21 protein-coding genes are annotated in these 18865 nt (G+C 62.7%); 14 read left to right on the top strand and 7 right to left on the bottom strand.

The window, feature by feature from the left end:
• Positions 1–8: 8 nt before the first annotated feature.
• Positions 9–1442 carry an MFS transporter gene (locus tag D618_RS0109240; protein WP_017671227.1) on the bottom strand — a complete coding sequence of 478 codons (1434 nt, stop codon included), beginning with the start codon at positions 1440–1442 and terminating at the stop codon, positions 9–11.
• 304 nt (positions 1443–1746) lie between these two features.
• Between D618_RS0109240 and D618_RS0109235 the strand changes: the two genes are divergently transcribed.
• From D618_RS0109235 to D618_RS0109215, 5 genes are all read left to right on the top strand, one after another.
• Positions 1747–2928, top strand: coding sequence for an acyl-CoA dehydrogenase family protein (locus D618_RS0109235; RefSeq protein WP_026091487.1), 1182 nt, complete (start codon positions 1747–1749; stop codon positions 2926–2928).
• Between the two features lie 136 nt (positions 2929–3064).
• Positions 3065–4201, top strand: coding sequence for an acyl-CoA dehydrogenase (locus D618_RS0109230; protein ID WP_026091486.1), 1137 nt, complete (start codon positions 3065–3067; stop codon positions 4199–4201).
• Between the two features lie 41 nt (positions 4202–4242).
• The gene (locus D618_RS0109225; RefSeq protein ID WP_017671224.1) at positions 4243–5385 is read left to right on the top strand and encodes an acyl-CoA dehydrogenase family protein; all 1143 of its coding nucleotides are present in this window, start codon (positions 4243–4245) and stop codon (positions 5383–5385) included.
• Positions 5386–5390: 5 nt separating this feature from the next.
• Positions 5391–6191, top strand: coding sequence for an SDR family oxidoreductase (locus D618_RS0109220; RefSeq protein WP_026091485.1), 801 nt, complete (start codon positions 5391–5393; stop codon positions 6189–6191).
• A 96-nt stretch (positions 6192–6287) separates the two neighbouring features.
• Entirely contained in the window at positions 6288–7010 is a 723-nt protein-coding gene (locus tag D618_RS0109215) for a DUF4197 domain-containing protein (protein WP_017671222.1), read from the top strand.
• 6 nt (positions 7011–7016) lie between these two features.
• On the opposite strand, the gene gmk is transcribed toward D618_RS0109215, so the two are convergent.
• The 4 genes from gmk to D618_RS0109195 form a co-directional block, all read right to left on the bottom strand.
• A complete protein-coding gene (gene gmk, locus D618_RS0109210) occupies positions 7017–7673 on the bottom strand; it encodes a guanylate kinase (protein ID WP_017671221.1) in 657 nt (218 codons plus the stop codon).
• Positions 7674–7750: 77 nt separating this feature from the next.
• Positions 7751–8128: a hypothetical protein gene (locus tag D618_RS0109205; RefSeq protein WP_017671220.1), complete on the bottom strand. Its 378-nt coding sequence runs from the start codon at positions 8126–8128 to the stop codon at positions 7751–7753.
• Positions 8129–8196: 68 nt separating this feature from the next.
• Positions 8197–9594, bottom strand: coding sequence for a class II fumarate hydratase (gene fumC / locus D618_RS0109200; RefSeq protein ID WP_017671219.1), 1398 nt, complete (start codon positions 9592–9594; stop codon positions 8197–8199).
• A 34-nt stretch (positions 9595–9628) separates the two neighbouring features.
• On the bottom strand, positions 9629–10102 hold the full coding sequence (locus D618_RS0109195) for a ClpXP protease specificity-enhancing factor SspB (protein ID WP_017671218.1): 474 nt from the start codon (positions 10100–10102) through the stop codon (positions 9629–9631).
• A gap of 121 nt (positions 10103–10223) precedes the next feature.
• On the opposite strand from D618_RS0109195, the gene hisB reads away from it, so the two are divergent.
• From hisB to D618_RS0109155, 8 genes are all read left to right on the top strand, one after another.
• A complete protein-coding gene (gene hisB, locus D618_RS0109190) occupies positions 10224–10817 on the top strand; it encodes an imidazoleglycerol-phosphate dehydratase HisB (RefSeq protein ID WP_026091484.1) in 594 nt (197 codons plus the stop codon).
• Entirely contained in the window at positions 10810–11430 is a 621-nt protein-coding gene (hisH, locus tag D618_RS0109185) for an imidazole glycerol phosphate synthase subunit HisH (RefSeq protein ID WP_017671216.1), read from the top strand. The genes hisB and hisH overlap by 8 nt, the downstream gene beginning before the upstream one ends.
• Positions 11427–12158, top strand: a complete 732-nt coding sequence (gene hisA / locus D618_RS0109180) for a 1-(5-phosphoribosyl)-5-[(5-phosphoribosylamino)methylideneamino]imidazole-4-carboxamide isomerase (protein ID WP_017671215.1) — start codon at positions 11427–11429, stop codon at positions 12156–12158. Before hisH ends, hisA begins: the two co-directional genes overlap by 4 nt.
• Entirely contained in the window at positions 12158–12925 is a 768-nt protein-coding gene (gene hisF / locus D618_RS0109175; protein ID WP_017671214.1) for an imidazole glycerol phosphate synthase subunit HisF, read from the top strand. Before hisA ends, hisF begins: the two co-directional genes overlap by 1 nt.
• A gap of 163 nt (positions 12926–13088) precedes the next feature.
• Positions 13089–13337, top strand: coding sequence for a hypothetical protein (locus D618_RS0109170; RefSeq protein ID WP_238550632.1), 249 nt, complete (start codon positions 13089–13091; stop codon positions 13335–13337).
• A 54-nt stretch (positions 13338–13391) separates the two neighbouring features.
• Positions 13392–13715: a phosphoribosyl-ATP diphosphatase gene (locus tag D618_RS0109165; RefSeq protein ID WP_017671212.1), complete on the top strand. Its 324-nt coding sequence runs from the start codon at positions 13392–13394 to the stop codon at positions 13713–13715.
• A gap of 6 nt (positions 13716–13721) precedes the next feature.
• The gene (locus tag D618_RS0109160) at positions 13722–14102 is read left to right on the top strand and encodes a histidine triad nucleotide-binding protein (RefSeq protein ID WP_017671211.1); all 381 of its coding nucleotides are present in this window, start codon (positions 13722–13724) and stop codon (positions 14100–14102) included.
• Positions 14103–14330: 228 nt separating this feature from the next.
• Positions 14331–15878, top strand: a complete 1548-nt coding sequence (locus D618_RS0109155) for an amino acid permease (protein ID WP_017671210.1) — start codon at positions 14331–14333, stop codon at positions 15876–15878.
• Between the two features lie 67 nt (positions 15879–15945).
• On the opposite strand, the gene D618_RS0109150 is transcribed toward D618_RS0109155, so the two are convergent.
• Positions 15946–17133, bottom strand: a complete 1188-nt coding sequence (locus tag D618_RS0109150) for a multidrug effflux MFS transporter (protein WP_238550631.1) — start codon at positions 17131–17133, stop codon at positions 15946–15948.
• Positions 17134–17293: 160 nt separating this feature from the next.
• On the opposite strand from D618_RS0109150, the gene dinB reads away from it, so the two are divergent.
• Positions 17294–18394: a DNA polymerase IV gene (dinB, locus tag D618_RS0109145; RefSeq protein ID WP_017671208.1), complete on the top strand. Its 1101-nt coding sequence runs from the start codon at positions 17294–17296 to the stop codon at positions 18392–18394.
• On the opposite strand, the gene D618_RS0109140 is transcribed toward dinB, so the two are convergent.
• Positions 18395–18862, bottom strand: coding sequence for an NUDIX domain-containing protein (locus tag D618_RS0109140; RefSeq protein ID WP_017671207.1), 468 nt, complete (start codon positions 18860–18862; stop codon positions 18395–18397). It lies immediately after the preceding gene.
• Positions 18863–18865 lie beyond the last annotated feature (3 nt).

Here is an 18865-nt window from a genome sequence, read left to right as displayed (position 1 = left end):
ATGAAAGTCTAGCGTTGGGCGATCTGTGCCAGCCGGGCCTCGTGGTCGGCGCGGCCCAGCGGAAAACGGGTGAACAACCAGCTGCACAGGCAGCCGATCAGCGTGGTGGTGATGGCAAAGGTGATGGCCAGCCGGTCGATGACATCGGCAGAAACCTCGCCGGGTGTGGCATTTTCGGGAAAACCCGTCGCTGCGAGGATCAACGCGGACGCCAATATTCCCAGGCCACCAACACATTTCTGCATGAAGAAGAAGCCGGCGAAGAAAATGCCCTCGGTGCGTTTGCCGCTCTCCGCCTCGCTGGCGTCGGTGACATCGGCGATCATCGAGCTGATCATCATCATCGAACAGATGCCGAAGGTGATGGAGAGCGCGATCAGCGACAGCACCAGCACCGTGGTCATCACAGTGCCCTTGTCCGGGAAGAGGCCTGCCAGGCTCAGCCAATAGGGCATCGTGGCAAAGGTCAGTGACAGCAGGGACGAAACCGCTGCCGTGCGGGGTTTTTCCAGCCTGCGCGAAGCGGGGCCGACGATAAAGAAGGCAATGGCCACCCCGACGAACAGCACGAACGGGTAGATGTTGAAGGCGCTCTGTTCGAACTGCCACACATACAGCATCAGATAGTTGTTGAGCGCGAAGAACAGGCCCTGGTTGGCAAAGGCGCAGATGCCGGCTGCCAGCAACAACTGGAAGGGCCGGAAGCGCAGCGCAGCGGCGAAATCGGCAAGCCCGTGGGTGACCGCCTTTGGTCCTTCGGTGTTCGGCCTCGCGAGCAGCTTGTGGGTACCCAGCGCGGAAATCACGACAGCGAGCAGCATGACGACTGACCCCACCAGCGCATAGCGATGATAGCCGTTGGGGTTGAGCACGCCATTTTCGTATCCCGGCTCCGGCACCAGCAGCACCGCATAGGCAGCGTACAGCATCACCAGTCCGCCAAGCCATCCGAACAGAAAGCGGTAGCGCAGCACCTCGGTCCGTTCGTCATAATCGCGGGTCATCTCGGGCAACATGGCCAGCGCTGGAACCTCATAGGCCGAAAATGCAAAGCGCACCGCCATCGCGACCGCGATCAGGTAGAAGAACAGAGCGCCGTTGCTCCACTCGGGCGGGTTCCACAGCAGCAGCCACGACAGGGCGATCGGCAGCGCAGCACCATAGAGCCATGGATGGCGGCGCCCCCAGCGGCTGCGAGTCGCGTCCGACCGGTGCCCCACCAGGGGATCGAAAAAGGCATCTGCGATCAGCGCAATCAGAACGGCAAAGCCGACCTGCTCGGCTGGCATGCCCACGACCTGATTGAAGTAGATCAGCAGGAAGACCGCAAAGCCGTTGTCCTTGATGCCATAAGCGATCGATCCGAAGCCATAGGCAAGCTTGGTACCCAGCGTAACCCTTGAAGGAATAATCGACATGGTCAGGCTGGCAGAATCGGTCATGCGGAGCGGGGGCACTTCCCGCCGGGCAGCATAATCGTCACGCGCACCAGCGCCTGCGATGGCATGGCCTGTCTGGCCCGCTGCATTGATTCTCTCCTGCTTGTTCTTTTCGCCGCTACCATATGGCAGCTGCCGTAAACGTCAACTGCCGACACGATGACGTTACGGCATACAGGCACGGATTCAACAGGCTTGCAGCCGCCTTGCGTCCACCATAGACTGGCACGCGACAGGCGGTTTTGGTTGCAGGAAAAGCTTCCCGGCCAGGCACCGCCAATGGGACACAAGCGCAGAGAGGATGACGATGAGCGATCTCGATCAGTTCAGGATGGAAGCACGCGCATGGCTGGAGGAAAACTGCCCCGCCGAGATGCGCGAGCCGGTCCGCGGCGAGGATGACGTCTGCTGGGGCGGACGCAACTGGAAGTTCAAGAACGAGGCGCAGAAGCAGTGGCTCGAACGCTGTGTCGCCAAGGGCTACACCGTTCCCGATTGGCCGCAGGCCTATGGCGGCGCAGGCCTTTCAGCAGGCGAAACCAAGGTTCTGCGACAGGAAATGGCGCGAATCAACGCCCGCCCGCCGCTGTCGAGCTTCGGCATCTGGATGCTTGGCCCCGCTTTGCTGCACTTCGGCACCGAAGAGCAGAAGGTGCATTATCTCGGCCAGATCGCGCGCGGCGAAATCCGTTGGTGCCAAGGCTATTCTGAGCCCGGCTCGGGTTCGGACCTCGTCTCCCTGCAGACCTTTGGCGAGGACAAGGGCGATCATTGGGTGGTCAATGGCCAGAAGATCTGGACCAGCTATGCCGACAAGTGCGACTGGATCTTCTGTCTCGTCCGCACCGACAAGACGAACAAGTATCAGGGCATCTCGTTCCTGCTGTTCGACATGGAAACGCCGGGCGTTTCGACCAAGCCGATCAAGCTGATCAGCGGCAACTCGCCGTTCTGCGAAACCTTCTTTGACAATGTCGTGGTGCCCAAGCATCAGATCGTCGGTGAACTCAATCGCGGTTGGGATGTCGCCAAGTATCTGCTGGGCCATGAGCGCGAGATGATCTCGGGCGGCGGTCTGGGCGATGGCGCGCCTTCGCTGGGCGCGCAGATGCTGACCTCGATCGGAGCAAACGGCCTCGGGCAACTCGATGATGGCATCCTGCGTGCCGAACTCGCGCAGTTCGATGTCGATGCGCTGGCGTTCAAGGCGATGGCCGAACGCTTTACCGATGAGATGAAGTCGGGCAAGGGACATCCCGCCCAGCCCAACATGATGAAATATGCCGGAACCGAGCTCAACAAGCGTCGCCACGAACTGGTGATGGCGGGCAACGGTTCGGACGCGCTCGAATGGGAAAGCGAAGCCTCGAAGGGCGGCGCGAAGGCCCGTAACTGGCTGCGCACCAAGGCAAACAGCATCGAGGGCGGCACCAGCGAGGTGATGCTCAACGTGATCGCCAAGCGCATTCTCGACCTTCCGGGGGCGTGAACCACTGAGCCCTTTTTGATCGGTCCCCTGCGCGCGCAGGGGTCCATCTCCTGAACGCCGTGCCGGGTGCACCGGAAGGAGATGGGTCCCCGCCGTCGCGTGGAAGCCAACATCTGAACGATTGCGAGACATTCCCATGCCCATGTACCTCAACGAAGACCAGGCGATGCTGCGCGACAGCGCGCGCGAGTTCCTCAAATCGGAAGCGCCCGTCAGCCATCTGCGCAAGCTGCGCGACGACAATTGCAAGGACGGCTTCCGTCACGCGCTGTGGAAGCAGTTCGGCGAAATGGGCTTCACCGGCATCCTGATCGGTGAAGACGATGGCGGCCTTGGCCTCGGCCATGTCGAAGCGGGCGTCGTGCTCGAGGAAATCGGCCGCAACCTGTCGCCGTCGCCGTTCCTGACGACCGCGATCGCGGGCGTTGCTGCGCTGAACCATGGCGGACAGCATCTCAAGGACAAGTTCTTCCCCGGCATCCTGGCGGGCGAAACCGTGCTGGGATTGGCGATCGATGAAGGTGCCAAGCACCGGCCTTCGCACATCGCGATGCAGGCGGAACGCTCGGGCAATGGCTTCAAGCTCACGGGGCAAAAGCAGTTCGTGATCCAGGGTGCCAGCGCCGACGCGCTGATCGTCGCGGCGCGCACAGCGGGCGCGGCGGGCGAAACCGATGGCCTGACGCTGTTTGCAGTCGACAAGGATGCGGCCAACATGTCGCTCGACAACACCCGCCTGCTCGACAGCTCGATGGCAGCGCACGTGACATTCGACGGGGTCGAGGTCGATGGCGATGCGGTGATCGGCGAGGTCGACAATGGCTGGCAGGTGCTGTCCGCGCTGCTGCGCGCGGGTCGGGCCGGCTCTGCAGCCGAACTGGTTGGCGTCGGCGCCGGCGCGATGGACATGACGGTCGATTATCTGAAGCAGCGCAAGCAGTTCGGGCGCCTGATCGGCGAGTTCCAGGCGCTGCAGCACCGCGCTGCGCATCTCTACAGCGAGATGGAGATCGCCCGCGCTGCCGTGCTCAAGGCACAACAGCTGCTCGACGAAGGCAAGGACAGTGCTGAAATCTACGTTTCGGTGGCCAAGGCCAAGGCCGGACGCACCACCAATCTGACGGTGCGCGAGGGCGTTCAGATGCACGGCGGCATCGGCATGACAGATGAATATGATATTGGCTTCTATATGAAGCGCGATCGTGCGCTGAACGAATTTATGGGAGATGCCAATTTCCACGCTGGCCGGGTTGCGGAAATTTTCGGGTACTGATGTCCGGTACCGCCCTGCCAGGTTAGTGGAGAAATAGGAAAATGGCACTCGATCCCGATATCTTCGAAGCCCTGCTGGAGGGTGTGCGTCGTTTCGTCAGCGAAAGGCTAAGGCCGCTGGAAGCGCAGGTTTCCGAGACCGACGAGATCCCTGACGATCTGGTGCAGGACATGCGCGAGCTCGGGCTGTTCGGCCTTTCGATCAGCGAGGAGTTCGGCGGACTGGGCCTCAACATGGAGGAAGAGGTCCGCATCGCCTTCGAACTCGGGCGCACATCGCCTGCGATGCGCTCGACCTTCGGCACCAATGTCGGCATCGGCAGCCAGGGGCTGGTGATGGACGGCAACGACGCTCAAAAGGCGAAGTACCTGCCGCTGATCGCCAGCGGGGAGATCATCACCTCGTTTGCGCTGACCGAACCCGATGTCGGGTCTGACAGTGGCGCGGTGAAGACCCGGGCTGAGCTCGATGGCGACGCCTATGTCCTGAACGGCTCCAAGCGCTACATCACCAACGCCGACAAGGCCGATCTGTTCACCGTGATGGCACGCACCGGTGGGCCTGGTCCCAAGGGGGTCAGCGCCTTCCTGGTGCCGCGCGATCTGCCGGGCCTGTCGGTGGGCAAGCCCGAGCGGAAGATGGGTCAACAGGGCGCGCATGTGTGCGATGTCACGTTCGATAACGTGCGCGTGCCTGCAGGGAACCGGCTGGGCGCGGAAGGCGATGGCTTCAAGGTCGCGATGCGCGTGCTCGATCGGGGTCGGCTGCATATCTCGGCGGTCTGCGTCGGTGCCGCCGAGCGGCTCATTGCCGACAGCATTGCCTATGCCAAGGAGCGCCAGCAGTTCGGCAAACCGATTGCTGAGTTCCAGCTGATCCAGGCGATGATCGCCGACTCGGTCGCCGAGTGCAAGGCTGCCAAGGCCCTGGTGCTGCAGACGGCCAAGGCCAAGGATCGCGGAGAACGGATTACTGAGGACTGCGCCTGTGCCAAGCTGATCGCATCCGAAATGGTCGGCCGCGTCGCTGACCGCGCGGTGCAGATCTTCGGCGGTGCTGGCTATATCGCCGATTACGGCATCGAACGCTTCTACCGCGATGTCCGCCTGTTCCGCATCTATGAGGGCACGAGCGAGATCCAGCGGACGATCATTGCAAGGGAAGCCTTGCGCAACGAAGGATGAATATGATGAGCATCGAACAGCTGTTTTCGGTTCAGGGCAAGGTGGCCCTGGTCACCGGCGGATCGCGCGGCATCGGCAAGATGATAGCGCAGGGGCTGATAGCAGGCGGCGCCAAGGTCTATATCTCGGCGCGCAAGGCCGATGCCTGCAACGCGACCGCCGAAGAACTGGGCCCCAACTGTATTTCGCTTCCCGCCGATGTCTCCAGCGTCGAGGGCGCACGCCAGCTGGCGGCCCGGTTTGCCGAGCACGAGCAGCGCCTCGACATCCTGGTCAACAATGCCGGCGCAGCCTGGGGTGCGGAATTCGAGGATTTCCCCGAAGTCGGCTGGGACAAGGTGATGGACCTCAACGTGAAGTCGCCGTTCTTCCTGACCCAGGCTCTGCATGGCCTTCTGAAGGCAGGCGCTAGCGCGGAAACCCCTGCCAAGGTGATCAACATTTCCTCGGTCGATGGCATGCGCGTCAATCCGTGGGAAACCTACAGCTACCAGGCGAGCAAGGCGGCGCTGATCCAGCTGACCAAGCGAATGGCCGTGCGTCTGCTGCGCGATCATATCTATGTCACCGGCATCGGCCCGGGCGCGTTCCCGTCGGACATGAACAAGGCGGCGCGCGATTATGGCGACATGGTCGCCAGCGGCATCCCCAACAAGCGGGTCGGCGACTGGAAGGACATTTCGGGCGCGGTGATCTTCCTGGCCAGCCGGGCAGGAGACTATGTCATCGGGACGACCATTCCGGTCGATGGCGGGATCGTCAACGCATCGGTGCCGAGCGGCGGCTACGATCCCGAAGGGCATTGATCGCCTTCAAGCATACGTAAAATCTGCGGCGCGCACTCTGGCAGTGCGCGCCGCTTTGCTGCACACTCCGCGCATACAACCATGGAAGGGTGAGCAATGGCGTTCCGCAATCTGGCTTTGACAGTCTCGCTCGTCACCGCATCGTGCATCGGCGTGGTGACGACCATGGCCCCCGCGCAGGCCCAGAGCCGCAAGCCTGCCGCCGGACTGGGTGGGTCGATGAAGGGGCTGCTCGGTAACGCATCCGACAGTGCGCTCGATCAGCTGTCGCAGCCTGGTGCCTTCTATGCCGATCAGGCGGTGCGCATCCTGCTGCCAGGGCCGCTGCAAAAAGCCAGCAAGCTGATGAAACTGACCGACAGGGCGGGGCTCACCAACAATCTCACAAAATCGCTCAACGATGCCGCTGGCCTCGCCGCGCAGGAAGCAAAGCCGGTGTTTCGGTCCGCCATTGATTCGATGACGCTCACCGATGGCGTGAACATCGTCGCAGGGGGCAATACTGCTGGAACACAATATCTCCAGCGCAGCTCCGGCGAGGTATTGCGGCAGAAGATGCGCCCGCTGGTGAGCAACGCGCTCGGCCGCACCGGCGCGTTCAAGCATCTGGATGCGCTGGGCTCGGGCGGCGGAAAGAAGGGCGGCACCGGCAGCATGCTCGGTACTCTCGCCGGGGTCGGTCTCAGCCGCGACGGTCTGATCGACAGCGTGACCGATCAGGCAATGTCAGGAATCTTCACCTATATCGGGCGCGAGGAAACCAGTTTCCGCAAAAACCCGCTCAAGTCCGGCAAGAAGCTGCTCGACAAGGTGATGTAGGGCGCGTCATTCGTCCGATGGGTTCATCAGGTCGCGGACATAATCGATCAGCCCGGTTTGACGAGCACGGCGCATGCGCTCGGAATTCAGGATCTGCTGCACCTTCGTGAAGCAGCTTTCGACATTGTCGTTGATCACGACAAAGTCATAGCCGTCCCAATGGCTGATCTCATCCTGCGCGCGCGCCATGCGCCCGGCGATCACCTCTTCGCTGTCTGTATTGCGACTGCGCAAGCGCCTGTGCAGCTCGTCAAGCGACGGCGGCAAGATGAATACGCGCACGACATCGCCCTCGGCGCGCTGGTACAGCTGCTGCGTGCCCTGCCAATCGATGTCGAACAGGAAATCCTGGCCATCGCGCAGCCCCTGCTTCACCTGCGCCTTTGGCGTGCCGTAATAATGGCCGAACACCTTGGCCCATTCCATCATCTCGTGATCGTCAACCAACCGGTGGAACTCGGTCTCATCGATGAAATGATAATGCACCCCGTCGATCTCGCCCGGACGCGGGGGCCGTGTGGTCACCGAGACCGACAGACAGATCTGCTCATCGGCTTCCAACAGCATCCGCGCGATCGTGGATTTGCCTGCACCCGAAGGCGAGGACAAAATGAACAACAGGCCGCGGCGGGCGAGGGGAGGCTGCGAAACGGAATCGATCATAGCGGCTCTAGGCCAAAGCCGCCTGCAAACGTCAACCAGTTTGTGCGACGCAAAGGCCGGTGTCAGCCAGGGACGCTTCAGATTTCGGGGGTGCCAGCCTTGTCGGCATCGGCCTTGGCCTTGCGCTGGTCGTAGATCGCTTTTGCCAGCAACGCACCGCCGACCAGCAAGGCTCCGGGAACAGAACGCGTGGCCACGCGCGCCGCGATGGCACCCATCAGCGTGCCGCCGAAGAGGCCTGTCGCAAGATTGTTTCGCGCACGCGCGCTGATCAGGCTTCGAACCGTCTCATCATTGGCGGCCGTTGTCAGCAGGCGGCCGGCCCCGCTGATGGCGCCACGCGACCAATGCACCGGCGCAGGACCCGACTGCGCAGCGCTGCTGGCCGCCGGAGCTGCCTGTGCAGTCGGCGTCGGTGTCGGTGCGACGGGCGGAGTGTCAGGCGTGCTGGTCATACGGGCTTCCATAGCTGAAATGCGTTCCGAGCTCAAACGCGCCGTGGGCACCATGCGTTCCGCCGCGATCAGCGTCCGGTCATGTCCTGCGGACGCACCTGGGCGTCGAACGTGGCCTCATCGACCAGACCCAGCGCAAGCCCGGCCTGCTTCAGCGTCAATCCGTGCTCATGCGCATGCTTGGCAATCTTCGCAGCGTCATCATAACCGATGACCGGGGCCAGCGCCGTGACCAGCATCAGCGACCGATCCACCAGCTCGGCGATGCGATCTTCATTGGCCTGCAATCCGTCGACGCAGCGATCGGCAAAGCCCTGCATGCCGATCGCGAGCAGTTCGACCGAACGCAGCACGTTGGCGCCTATCAGGGGTTTGAACACGTTGAGTTCGAGATGGCCCTGCAGGCCGCCGATGGTCACGGCCTGGTGGTTCCCCATCACCTGGGCGGCGACCATGGTCAGCATCTCGCACTGGGTGGGGTTGACCTTGCCGGGCATGATCGAGCTGCCTGGCTCGTTCGCGGGCAAGTCGAGTTCGCCCAATCCTGAGCGTGGGCCGGAGCCCAGCAGCCGGATGTCGTTGGCGATCTTGGTCAGAGCCACGGCGAGCGTGTTGAGCGTGCCGGACACATGGACCAGCGGGTCATTGCTCGCGAGCGCCTCGAAGGCGTTCTCCGCCGGGTGAAAGGGGTGACCGGTGATGTCGGCAATCGCCTCGCACATATCGGCGGCAAAGCCTTTGGGGGCATTGAGGCCGGTGCCGACCGCCGTCCCGCCGATCGCGAGGCGGTAGGTGCCCGCGACGATGCCCGGCTCGATTCGTCGTCCACACCGATACAGCTGATTGGCATAGCCCGAAAATTCCTGGCCCAGGGTCAGCGGGGTCGCATCCTGCAGATGAGTACGGCCGATCTTGACGATATCCCCCCAGGCATCGGCCTTGGCAGCCAGCGCCCCCGTCAGACGATCGAGCGCGGGGCGAAGCTGCGTCTGCACGGCCAGGCTGACCGCGATATGGATCGCGGTCGGGAAAGTATCGTTCGAAGACTGGCCCCGATTGACGTGATCATTGGGATGAACCGGCGATTTGCCCCCGCGCGTGCCGGTCAGCAGCTCATTGGCGCGGCCAGCAATCACCTCGTTGACGTTCATGTTGCTCTGCGTGCCGCTGCCCGTCTGCCAGATAGTGAGCGGGAACTGGTCGTCATGCCGACCAGAGGCAACCTCTGCGGCAGCCTGATCGATGGCGTCGGCAATACCGGCATCAAGGCCATGCGCACGGTTGACCCGCGCCGCCGCCTGCTTGACCACGGCGAGCGCGTGGACGATTCCGATGGGCATGCGTTCGTGCGGCGGAAAGGGAAAGTTGATGATGCTGCGCTGGGTCTGTGCGCCCCAATAGGCATCTGCCGGAACAGCGATTTCGCCGAGCGAATCGCTTTCCATGCGGGTTGATACATCGGTCATTGGCAATCGTCCGTCAGGGGCGATGCGAAGGCGCTTATTTGCGCTTGCCGAAGTCCACGCTCACAACGTTGGAACCGTCGCCATCACCGCCGGGGTGGTCATTTTCCGCAGCCTCGTGCGGCTCGGGCGGAGGCGTATCACCGGTCACCTGGAACTGCAGGCCGAAATCGACGGCCGGGTCGACAAATGCGGTGATTGCGCTGAACGGGATGAACAAGTGCGCCGGCACCCGGTTGAAGCTCAGCCCCACCGAAAAGCCGGTCTTCTCGACCTTCAGATCCCAGAATTTCTGCTGGAGGACAATGGTCATCTCGTCGGGAAAGCGTTCGACCAGATGGCGCGGAATATCCACGCCCGGCGAATGGGTCTTGAAGGTGATATAGAAATGGTGATTGCCCGGAAGGCCGTTGATCTCGACTTCGCCCAGAACACGGCCGACAACCGCGCGCAAGGCTTCCTGGACGATCTCGTCGTAGGGAATCAGGCTGTCTGCTGCGTCGTCACTCATGGCTATTTTGTTGGACTGACAAACGCGCAGGGTCAAGGCGCTTGTGCCACACAAGTTTTCCGCCCCGCATCGCGGCGGCAAAATTGTTGCGCGCTGCGGCAAGGTGATTATAGGGCGCAGCATGCGCACCGCCCGGATAGAACGCAAGACCCATGAAACCGACATTTTCGTCGAGGTGAACCTCGATGGGACAGGCCAGTTCGACGTATCGACTGGAATCGGTTTCCTCGACCATATGGTGGAGCAGTTTTCGCGCCACTCGCTGATCGATCTGACCTGTCGGATCAAGGGCGACCTGCATGTCGACCAGCACCATACCACTGAAGATTGCGCGCTGGCGATTGGCCAGGCTATCGTCCATGCATTGGGCGACAAGGGCGGAATCGTGCGCTACGGCCATGCCTATTCGCCGATGGACGAAACCTTGAGCCGCGTCGCGGTCGATATCTCGGGCCGTCCCTATCTGGTGTGGAAGGCGGCGTTCTCGCAAGCCAGGCTGGGCGAGATGGACACCGAATTGTTCGAACACTGGTTCCATTCGATCGCCCAGACCGCTGGCCTGACGCTGCACATCGAACTGCTGTACGGCGCGAACAACCACCATATCTGCGAAAGCATCTACAAGGGCTTTGCCCGTGCGATGCGGCTGGCGGTCGAGATCGACCCGCGCAAGCAGGGGGCGATCCCCTCGACCAAGGGTGTTTTGGGTGGCTGAGCGGGTCGCGCTGATCGATTATGGCGCAGGCAATCTTCACAGCGTCCACAATGCCCTGAAGGCCGCCGGTGCCGCCTCCATCGCGGTGACCGACGATCCTGCCGTGGTGCGCGCCGCCGACCGCATCGTGCTTCCCGGCGTCGGGGCGTTTGCCGCCTGCATGGGAGGATTGAGCGCGCTCCCGGGCATGATCGATGCGCTGGAAGCGCGCGTGCTGGGCGACAAGGTTCCGTTCCTCGGCATCTGTGTGGGCATGCAGTTGCTGGCGGATCGCGGACTGGAGCACGGCACGCAGCAGGGGCTCGGCTGGATCGGCGGCGAAGTGCGTCCTATGGAGGCCACGGCCACGATCAAGGTGCCGCACATGGGCTGGAACGATGTCGCGCCAGTGGCGGGCGCGCCGTTGATCGAGCCGGGCGAGGCCTATTTCCTGCACAGCTACCATTTTGTCGCTGCTGATGGTGCCGATGTTGCCGCCGTGACCGATCACGGTTCGCCGGTGACCGCAGCGGTTGCCCGCGGGAACATCCTGGGCGTGCAGTTTCACCCGGAAAAGAGCCAGGCCTACGGGCTTGGCCTGCTCCGCCGCTTTCTCGACTGGACCTTGCCATGAGCATCATCGTGTTTCCCGCCATCGACCTCAAGGGCGGACAGGTCGTTCGTCTGGCCGAAGGCGATATGGACCGGGCAACCGTCTATGGCGACGATCCGGCGGCACAGGCAGTGATGTTTGCCGAAGCCGGAGCGCAGCACCTGCACGTCGTCGATCTCGATGGCGCATTTGCGGGCGAAGCGGTCAATCGCAGCGCGGTGGAAGGGATCATCAAGAGCTTCCCCGGTTATCTCCAGCTGGGCGGCGGCATCCGCACTCGCGAAGCGGTTGAAGGCTGGTTTGACCTGGGCGTGGCGCGCGTAGTCATCGGCACGGCGGCGCTGACCGATCCCGACTTCGTCCGTGACATGGCCAAGGCCTATGAAGGCGGCATCGTCGTCGCCGTGGATGCCCGCGATGGCATGGTGGCGACACACGGCTGGGCCGATGTCTCGGATGTGCCCGTCGCCGATATGGCGCGCCGGTTCGAGGACGCAGGCGTCGCCAGCCTGCTGTTCACCGACGTTGGGCGCGACGGTTTGCTCAAGGGCTGCAATGTCGATGCCACGGTTGCCCTTGCCCGCACCACCGACATCCCGGTGATTGCCAGCGGCGGCGTGAAGGGGCTGGACGACATCCACCTGCTCAGCCTGCATGCCGAAGACGGTATCGAGGGCGTGATCACGGGCCGTGCGCTCTACGACGGGCGGCTGGACCTCGCCACCGCGATTGCCATGGCCGCGCGCTGATGAGCGTCCGTGTCCGCGTCATTCCGTGTCTCGATGTCGCCAATGGCCGCGTGGTCAAGGGCGTGAACTTCGTCGACCTGAAGGACGCGGGCGATCCGGTCGAACAGGCCCGCGCCTATGACGCGGCGGGCGCGGATGAACTGTGTTTCCTCGATATCTCCGCCAGCCATGAGGCGCGCGGTACCATCATCGATGTGGTACGCCGCACGGCAGAAGTGTGCTTCATGCCGGTCACCGTCGGCGGCGGGGTGCGCAGCCCGGAGGATGCTCGCGCGCTGCTGCTGGCAGGCGCGGACAAGGTCGCAATCAACAGCGCCGCCGTTGCCCGGCCCGCATTGGTGGGCGACATCGCCGAACGCTTCGGCAGCCAGTGCGTGGTCGCCTCGATCGATGCGCGCCGCCGCACGGATGGCGAGGGCTGGGAAATCTTCACCCATGGGGGGCGCAAGGCGACAGGCATCGATGCGATCGAGCACGCGCTCAACCTCACCCGTCTGGGAGCCGGCGAACTGCTGGTGACATCGATGGACCGCGACGGTACCCGTGACGGTTATGACCTGGAACTGATCCGCACGATTGCCGATCAGGTCGATATCCCGGTCGTCGCCAGCGGTGGGGTGGGTCATATCGGCCATCTGGTGGATGGCGTGACGCAAGGTCATGCCAGCGCGGTGCTGGCGGCCTCGATCTTTCACTTTGGCGAGGCCACCATCGCAGATGCCCATCGCGCGCTCGCCGCAGCCGGATTGCCCGCCCGATCGCATTGATTTTACGTCGTTTGCGATGGCCTGAACGTCGGATTGCTTGACAATCCGCCGCATCAGGGCAGGGGCGTTAACCATTGAAACCCTGCAATTGGGCGGCGTTGGCCAGTTTGGCAGACCGCTTGCTTAACCATTGCCCATGAAGTGTCTCGGAATGAAACCCGGCTTGCCCAGAGTGTTGAAGCAGGTGCGTCCTGCGATTGTCGTGCTGACCGCGCTCGGTATCTCTGCGCCGCTCAATGCCAGTCCGCTGGCGCGCGTGACGCTGGATGGAATGAGCCGTGCGCAGGGCATTCGCGAATGGATAGAGATTGCCGAACCCGGCAATCTGGGTCTGCTCTGCATGGGAATCGCCGGCCTGATGTTTGGACGCTGGGCATCGCGGCGCAAGCACGGCGGCCCGCCCAATAGCTGAGCCCAAAGCGGCAACGGCTTGACGCGGGCGCAGCCTGCGCGCAGAGCTTCGGCCATGGCAGACCCCATTATCCAGCGGCTCGAAGCCGTGATTGCAGAGCGTCGCGGCGCATCGCCTGACAGCAGCTATGTGGCCCGGCTGAGCGCGCGTGGCCGATCGCGCATCGTTCAGAAAATTGGCGAGGAAGCGGTCGAAACCGTGATCGCGGCGATCCAAGGCGATGGCAAGGGCGTGATCAGCGAAAGTGCCGATCTCATCTTTCATCTGCTGGTCCTTCTCGCCGACATGGGGCTGAGCTGGGACCAGGTGCTCGCCGAACTCGACGCCCGCGAAGGCACGTCGGGAATTGCCGAAAAACTGTCGCGACCCAAGGAGTGACCGCTCATGCCGATTGACCCGACATTGCCGTATGACGACCAGAACATCTTCGCCAGGATCCTGCGCAGCGAAATCCCCTGCTCGAAAGTGCACGAGGACGACCACGTGCTGGCGTTTCATGACATCAACCCGCAAGCGCCAACGCACGTTCTTGTGATCCCGAAGGCACCGTTCGTCAGCTGGGACGATTTTTCCGCACGCGGCACCGACGAACAGATCGCGGCCTTTGTGCGCGGCGTGGGTGAGGTGGCGCGCAAGCTGGGGCTGGTAGAGCCCGGCTACCGGCTGCTCGCCAATATCGGCATGGATGCGCATCAGGAAGTGCCGCATCTGCACGTGCATCTTTTTGCCGGGCAACCGCTGGGCCCCATGCTGATGCGCGGATGACACGAAGCGTCTGACGCGCCGGCGGCTTGGCAGCATCGCTATCAGCAAGCTGGTTTTCCGTGCCAAGCTGCCCCGGATGATGCCTTGCGCCGCCCAAGGTTGCGACAGAGCGGTGACAAGCTGGTTGCCACCGCGTGAAAAGGCGCTAATCCTGGTGTCACAGGGGGCAAACCCCGGGACGCAACCGGCTGGCTATAGGCCTGCCAAGGGTGGGAAATCGTACACATCATGAAATTTGCGCGTGTAAAATCGCTCGATGCCATTTTGGCGACGGCAAAGAAGAAATCGCTGCATCCAACGCTGGGTTGGTTTCAGCTGACACTTTTCGGTATTGGCTGCGTGATCGGCACGGGAATTTTCGTGCTGACCTCCGCCGGCGCACAGAAGGCCGGACCCGGCCTGATGCTCGCCTTTGCCATTGCAGGCCTGATCTGCATCGTGGCGGCGCTGTGCTATGCTGAGATCGCCGCCATGATCCCGGTCGCGGGATCTGCCTATACCTATACCTATTCGGTCATGGGCGAACTGCTCGCCTGGACGGTGGGCTGGGCGCTGGTGCTGGAATATGCCGTTGCGGCCAGCGCGGTGTCGGTCGGGTGGTCCGGCTATTTTACCGGCACGATATTGAACCAGTTTTTCGGGATAACGCTTCCACCCTATCTCACCGCAGGGCCGTTGGCACTGGGCGGCGCACCGGGAGGCATGATCAACCTGCCTGCCGTGGTGATCGCACTGCTCGTCACCTGGCTGCTGATGCTTGGCACGAACGAATCGGCCAAGGTCAACGCGGTGCTGGTCGCGATCAAGGTGACCGCGCTGACCGCGTTCATCATCCTGACCCTTCCCGCAGCTGAAATGTCCAACTTCAACCCCTTCCTGCCCGCCGGTGTGTTCGGCGGCTTTGGATCGGGCGTCGGTGCGGTGGGTGCAGCAGCCACCATCTTCTTCGCCTATGTCGGCTTCGACGCGGTTTCGACCGCTGCTGAAGAAACCAAGAATCCGCAGCGCAACGTTCCGATCGGCCTGATCGGCAGCCTGGGTTTCTGCACCATCTTCTACATTCTGGTAGCTGCAGGCGCGGTCGGCGCCATTGGTGGCCAGCCGATCATGGGCCCCGGCGGCGTGCCCTTTCCGGCGGGGTCGGAAGAGCTCGCCCGCCAGTGCGCGCTTCCGCAATATGCCGACATGCTGGTCTGCTCCAACGAAGCGCTGGCGCATGTGCTGCGCGAAATCGGCTTCAGCAGCGTGGGCAATCTGCTGGGTATCGCGGCCTTCGTCGCGCTGCCTTCGGTGATCCTCATCCTGCTGTTCGGCCAGACCCGCATCTTCTTCGTGATGGCGCGTGACGGCCTGCTGCCCGAGAGCCTGTCGAAGATCCACCCCAAGTGGAAGACGCCTTATGTGGTGACGGCGATCACCGGCGGGATCGTTGCATTTGCGGCTGCCTTCCTGCCCGTCGGCCAGCTGGCCGATATCGCCAATGCTGGCACGCTTTATGCCTTCATGATGGTGGCGATCGCGGTGATGATGCTGCGCAAGTCGGACCCGCACCGCGAGCGACTGTTTCGGACACCTGCGCTGTGGCTGGTCGGACCTGCCACCATTGCAGGGTGCATCTTCCTGTTCCTCAACCTGCCGTTCGAGGCGATGATCGTGCTGCCCGCATGGGCTGCCATCGGTCTGGTTGTCTATTACCTCTATGGCTACAAATCGAGCCATCTGGGCAAGGGCATCGTCGAGGTTGTCGATGACGATCCGGGCGTGCTGCCCCATTGATCCAAACAAGAAACCCCGGCGCGAACCGCCGGGGTTTTTTCTTGGTACGGGCGCGGGATGTTTTCGCTTACATCGGCGATTTGGGGCAGGTGCCGGGGCGGCGGAACAGCTGTCCGCTCTCTGCCCAGAAGATCACGATCAGCGCCAATACGCCGCACGTAAAAAAGCCGACCGCCATCGGAACCGTCGTGCCATCGAATGCCTGGCCGACCAGCGCACCGATCGCGGTGCCCAAGACGGTGCGAAAGGCCATCTGGAAGGACGAGGCTGCACCTGCCATCGCGCCGAATGGTTCCATTGCGATCGAGCCGAAGTTTGCACCGATGAAACCGACCATCGCCATGTTCAGCGCGACGATCACCAGGAACAGCGCCATCGGCTCGCCGGGCAGATAGGCTGCAACGATCTGGATCGCTGACAGTACCAGAAATGCCAGCAGCGCCGATTGCGAGACCCGTCGCGCGCCGAAGCGTTCGACGATGCGGCTGTTGAACCAGTTCGATATCGCCATGGCGCCTGCAACGGCGGCAAAGGCATAGGGAAACAGGTCCTGCGCATCGAACACTTCCGAGAAAATCTGCTGCGAGCTGTTCAGAAAGCCGAACATGGCCCCCATCAGCAATCCGCCGGCCGCGACATGGCCAAAGCCGGTGCGATTGAAGACCACCTTGAACCAGGTGCTGCCGATGGAATCGATGCGGATGGGAATGACGTTTTCCGGACGCAGCGTCTCGGGCAGACGCAGCCACACCCACACGCCCACCGCGCTGCCCATCACGGCCAGCAGGATGAAGATGAACTGCCATTGGGCGAAATACAAAATGAGCTGCCCGACCGTTGGCGCGATCACCGGCACCGCCATGAAGACGATGAAGATGATCGACATGAAGCTCGCCATGCGATCGCCCGCAAAGATGTCACGGATCACCGAAACCACCAGCACACCCATGGCCGCAGCGCTGAACCCCTGCGCAAACCGCAGCATCAACAGGGTGTCAAAGTCCGGTGCCATGGCGCAGGCCAGACCGAAAATGACGTAGAAGAGGACCGAGCCGAGCAGGACGGGTTTGCGGCCGTAGCGGTCCCCGATGGGGCCGTAGAACAATGATCCCAGACCCATGCCCATCAGATAGCTGCTGATGACAAATTGGCGATCGTTGGGGCTGGCGACATCGAACGCAGCGCCCAGCGCTGGAAATGCCGGAAGAATGGCATCGATCGCCAGCGCGTTGAGCGCCATCAGGGCGGCCATCATGGCCACGAGTTCACGGGTCCCCAACGGAAAGGCAGAGGAGGTTTCGCTGCGCTTGGCCATTGAAGCTGGCTTTACGGTCGTTTCATTGTGCATTGCACCATAATGGGCGTTGGGGACCTGATTGCCAACTGCGCAAGTCACTTCTATTTTCACTGCGAACATGGTTGACCCAAGCGATCCCGGCCTGCGCAAGATCATCCATATCGACATGGATGCCTTTTTCGCGAGCGTGGAACAGCGCGACAACCCGGCCTTGCGGGGGCATCCGGTCGCCGTGGGTGGCTCGTCGCGGCGCGGCGTGGTGGCGGCGGCGAGCTATGAGGCGCGGGCGTTCGGCGTCCGGTCGGCGATGCCGTCGGTCACTGCACAGCGACGCTGCCCGAAGCTGATCTTCGTCAAGCCGCGCTTCGATGTCTACCAGTCAGTCTCCCGTCAGATCCGCGACATTTTTGCGCAGCATACCGACCTGATTGAACCACTCTCGCTCGACGAGGCCTATCTGGACGTGACAACCAACCGCCAGGGCATCGCGTCTGCAACCGAGATCGCGCAAATGATTCGCGCCGATATTGCGCGCGAAACCGGGCTCACCGCCAGCGCGGGCGTTTCGTACAACAAGTTCATCGCCAAGATCGCCAGCGACCAGAACAAGCCCGATGGCTTATGCGTCATCCGTCCGGAACAGGGGCCAGGTTTCGTTGCGGCGTTACCGGTCAAGCGGTTCCACGGCATCGGTCCGCGCACGGCCGAGAAGATGGCAGCCCTCGGCATCGCCACGGGCGCCGATCTCGCCGCCAAATCGGAGCAGTGGTTGCTGTCGCATTTCGGCACCTGGGGCAGCTATCTGTATGGCGCCGCACACGGCATCGACAACCGCCCGGTGCGACCAGACCGCATCCGCAAGTCGATCGGCGGCGAGCGCACCTATGGCGAGGACATCTGGACCGAGACGGCGTTGCGCGAGGCGCTGGATCATGTGGCGGACATCGTCTGGGAAAGGGCCGAACGCGCCGAAGCCCAGGCGCGCACCGTGACGCTGAAGGCCAGGTATTCCGATTTCCACACTATCACCCGCGCCCGGTCGCTAGCCCATCCGGTATCCAGCCGGGCGGCGTTCGGCGCAATCGGCCAGTCGCTGATCGACCAGATCCTGCCGCTGCACAATGGGATCCGCCTTCTGGGGCTCACCTTGTCGGGGCTCAGCCAGGCAGGAGAGGTGATGGAGGCCGACGACCGTCAACCCGAGCTGCCATTCGCCTGATTACCAGGCCGAGGCAGGCGGCTGGCCATCGCGGACTTCGAGTATCCGGCGCAATGATGCTGGAGACACGGTGTCCGGCAATGCACCGAGCGGAAAGAAATTCGCCTCCAGCAGCTCGCGGCCGTCGGCGACCGGCGTGTCGGTGGTGGTGCCCACCACCACGGTGATATGATCGGGCCAGCCTTCGCTGGTGGAGATGAACAGCCCGTGTTCGCGCACTTCGGCAAGCGTGCAGCCGGTTTCCTCGCGCACTTCGCGCACACCGGCCTCGACCGGCGTTTCACGCCGGTCCACCCCGCCACCCGGCAGCATATAGGTATCTGGCGACTGATAGCTGTGCCGGATCAACAGCACGCTATCGCCTTGCAGAACGACAGCCTTCACCCCGCGTGTCCTGACCTGGAAGCCCCGCCGCCAGGCCACGCGCAGCTTCTGCGCGACGATATAGGCTAGGTGGATCGGCTTCATGCC

The sequence above is a fragment of the Blastomonas sp. AAP53 genome, assembly GCF_000331245.1.
In the GTDB taxonomy this organism is placed as follows: domain Bacteria; phylum Pseudomonadota; class Alphaproteobacteria; order Sphingomonadales; family Sphingomonadaceae; genus Blastomonas.
The sequence above is the reverse complement of the archived record's forward strand: the minus strand, read 5'-3'. Positions and strand labels throughout refer to the sequence as shown.

Excerpts from the sequence above, each read along its gene's own strand:
- D618_RS0109240 (WP_017671227.1), bottom strand. The coding sequence starts at position 1,442 with ATGACCGATTCTGCCAGCCTGACCATGTCGATTATTCCTTCAAGGGTT.
- D618_RS0109235 (WP_026091487.1), top strand. The coding sequence starts at position 1,747 with ATGAGCGATCTCGATCAGTTCAGGATGGAAGCACGCGCATGGCTGGAG.
- D618_RS0109230 (WP_026091486.1), top strand. The coding sequence starts at position 3,065 with ATGCCCATGTACCTCAACGAAGACCAGGCGATGCTGCGCGACAGCGCG.
- D618_RS0109225 (WP_017671224.1), top strand. The coding sequence starts at position 4,243 with ATGGCACTCGATCCCGATATCTTCGAAGCCCTGCTGGAGGGTGTGCGT.
- D618_RS0109220 (WP_026091485.1), top strand. The coding sequence starts at position 5,391 with ATGAGCATCGAACAGCTGTTTTCGGTTCAGGGCAAGGTGGCCCTGGTC.
- D618_RS0109215 (WP_017671222.1), top strand. The coding sequence starts at position 6,288 with ATGGCGTTCCGCAATCTGGCTTTGACAGTCTCGCTCGTCACCGCATCG.
- gmk (WP_017671221.1), bottom strand. The coding sequence starts at position 7,673 with ATGATCGATTCCGTTTCGCAGCCTCCCCTCGCCCGCCGCGGCCTGTTG.
- D618_RS0109205 (WP_017671220.1), bottom strand. The coding sequence starts at position 8,128 with ATGACCAGCACGCCTGACACTCCGCCCGTCGCACCGACACCGACGCCG.
- fumC (WP_017671219.1), bottom strand. The coding sequence starts at position 9,594 with ATGACCGATGTATCAACCCGCATGGAAAGCGATTCGCTCGGCGAAATC.
- D618_RS0109195 (WP_017671218.1), bottom strand. The coding sequence starts at position 10,102 with ATGAGTGACGACGCAGCAGACAGCCTGATTCCCTACGACGAGATCGTC.
- hisB (WP_026091484.1), top strand. The coding sequence starts at position 10,224 with ATGCGCACCGCCCGGATAGAACGCAAGACCCATGAAACCGACATTTTC.
- hisA (WP_017671215.1), top strand. The coding sequence starts at position 11,427 with ATGAGCATCATCGTGTTTCCCGCCATCGACCTCAAGGGCGGACAGGTC.
- hisF (WP_017671214.1), top strand. The coding sequence starts at position 12,158 with ATGAGCGTCCGTGTCCGCGTCATTCCGTGTCTCGATGTCGCCAATGGC.
- D618_RS0109165 (WP_017671212.1), top strand. The coding sequence starts at position 13,392 with ATGGCAGACCCCATTATCCAGCGGCTCGAAGCCGTGATTGCAGAGCGT.
- D618_RS0109160 (WP_017671211.1), top strand. The coding sequence starts at position 13,722 with ATGCCGATTGACCCGACATTGCCGTATGACGACCAGAACATCTTCGCC.
- D618_RS0109155 (WP_017671210.1), top strand. The coding sequence starts at position 14,331 with ATGAAATTTGCGCGTGTAAAATCGCTCGATGCCATTTTGGCGACGGCA.
- D618_RS0109150 (WP_238550631.1), bottom strand. The coding sequence starts at position 17,133 with ATGATGGCCGCCCTGATGGCGCTCAACGCGCTGGCGATCGATGCCATT.
- dinB (WP_017671208.1), top strand. The coding sequence starts at position 17,294 with ATGGTTGACCCAAGCGATCCCGGCCTGCGCAAGATCATCCATATCGAC.
- D618_RS0109140 (WP_017671207.1), bottom strand. The coding sequence starts at position 18,862 with ATGAAGCCGATCCACCTAGCCTATATCGTCGCGCAGAAGCTGCGCGTG.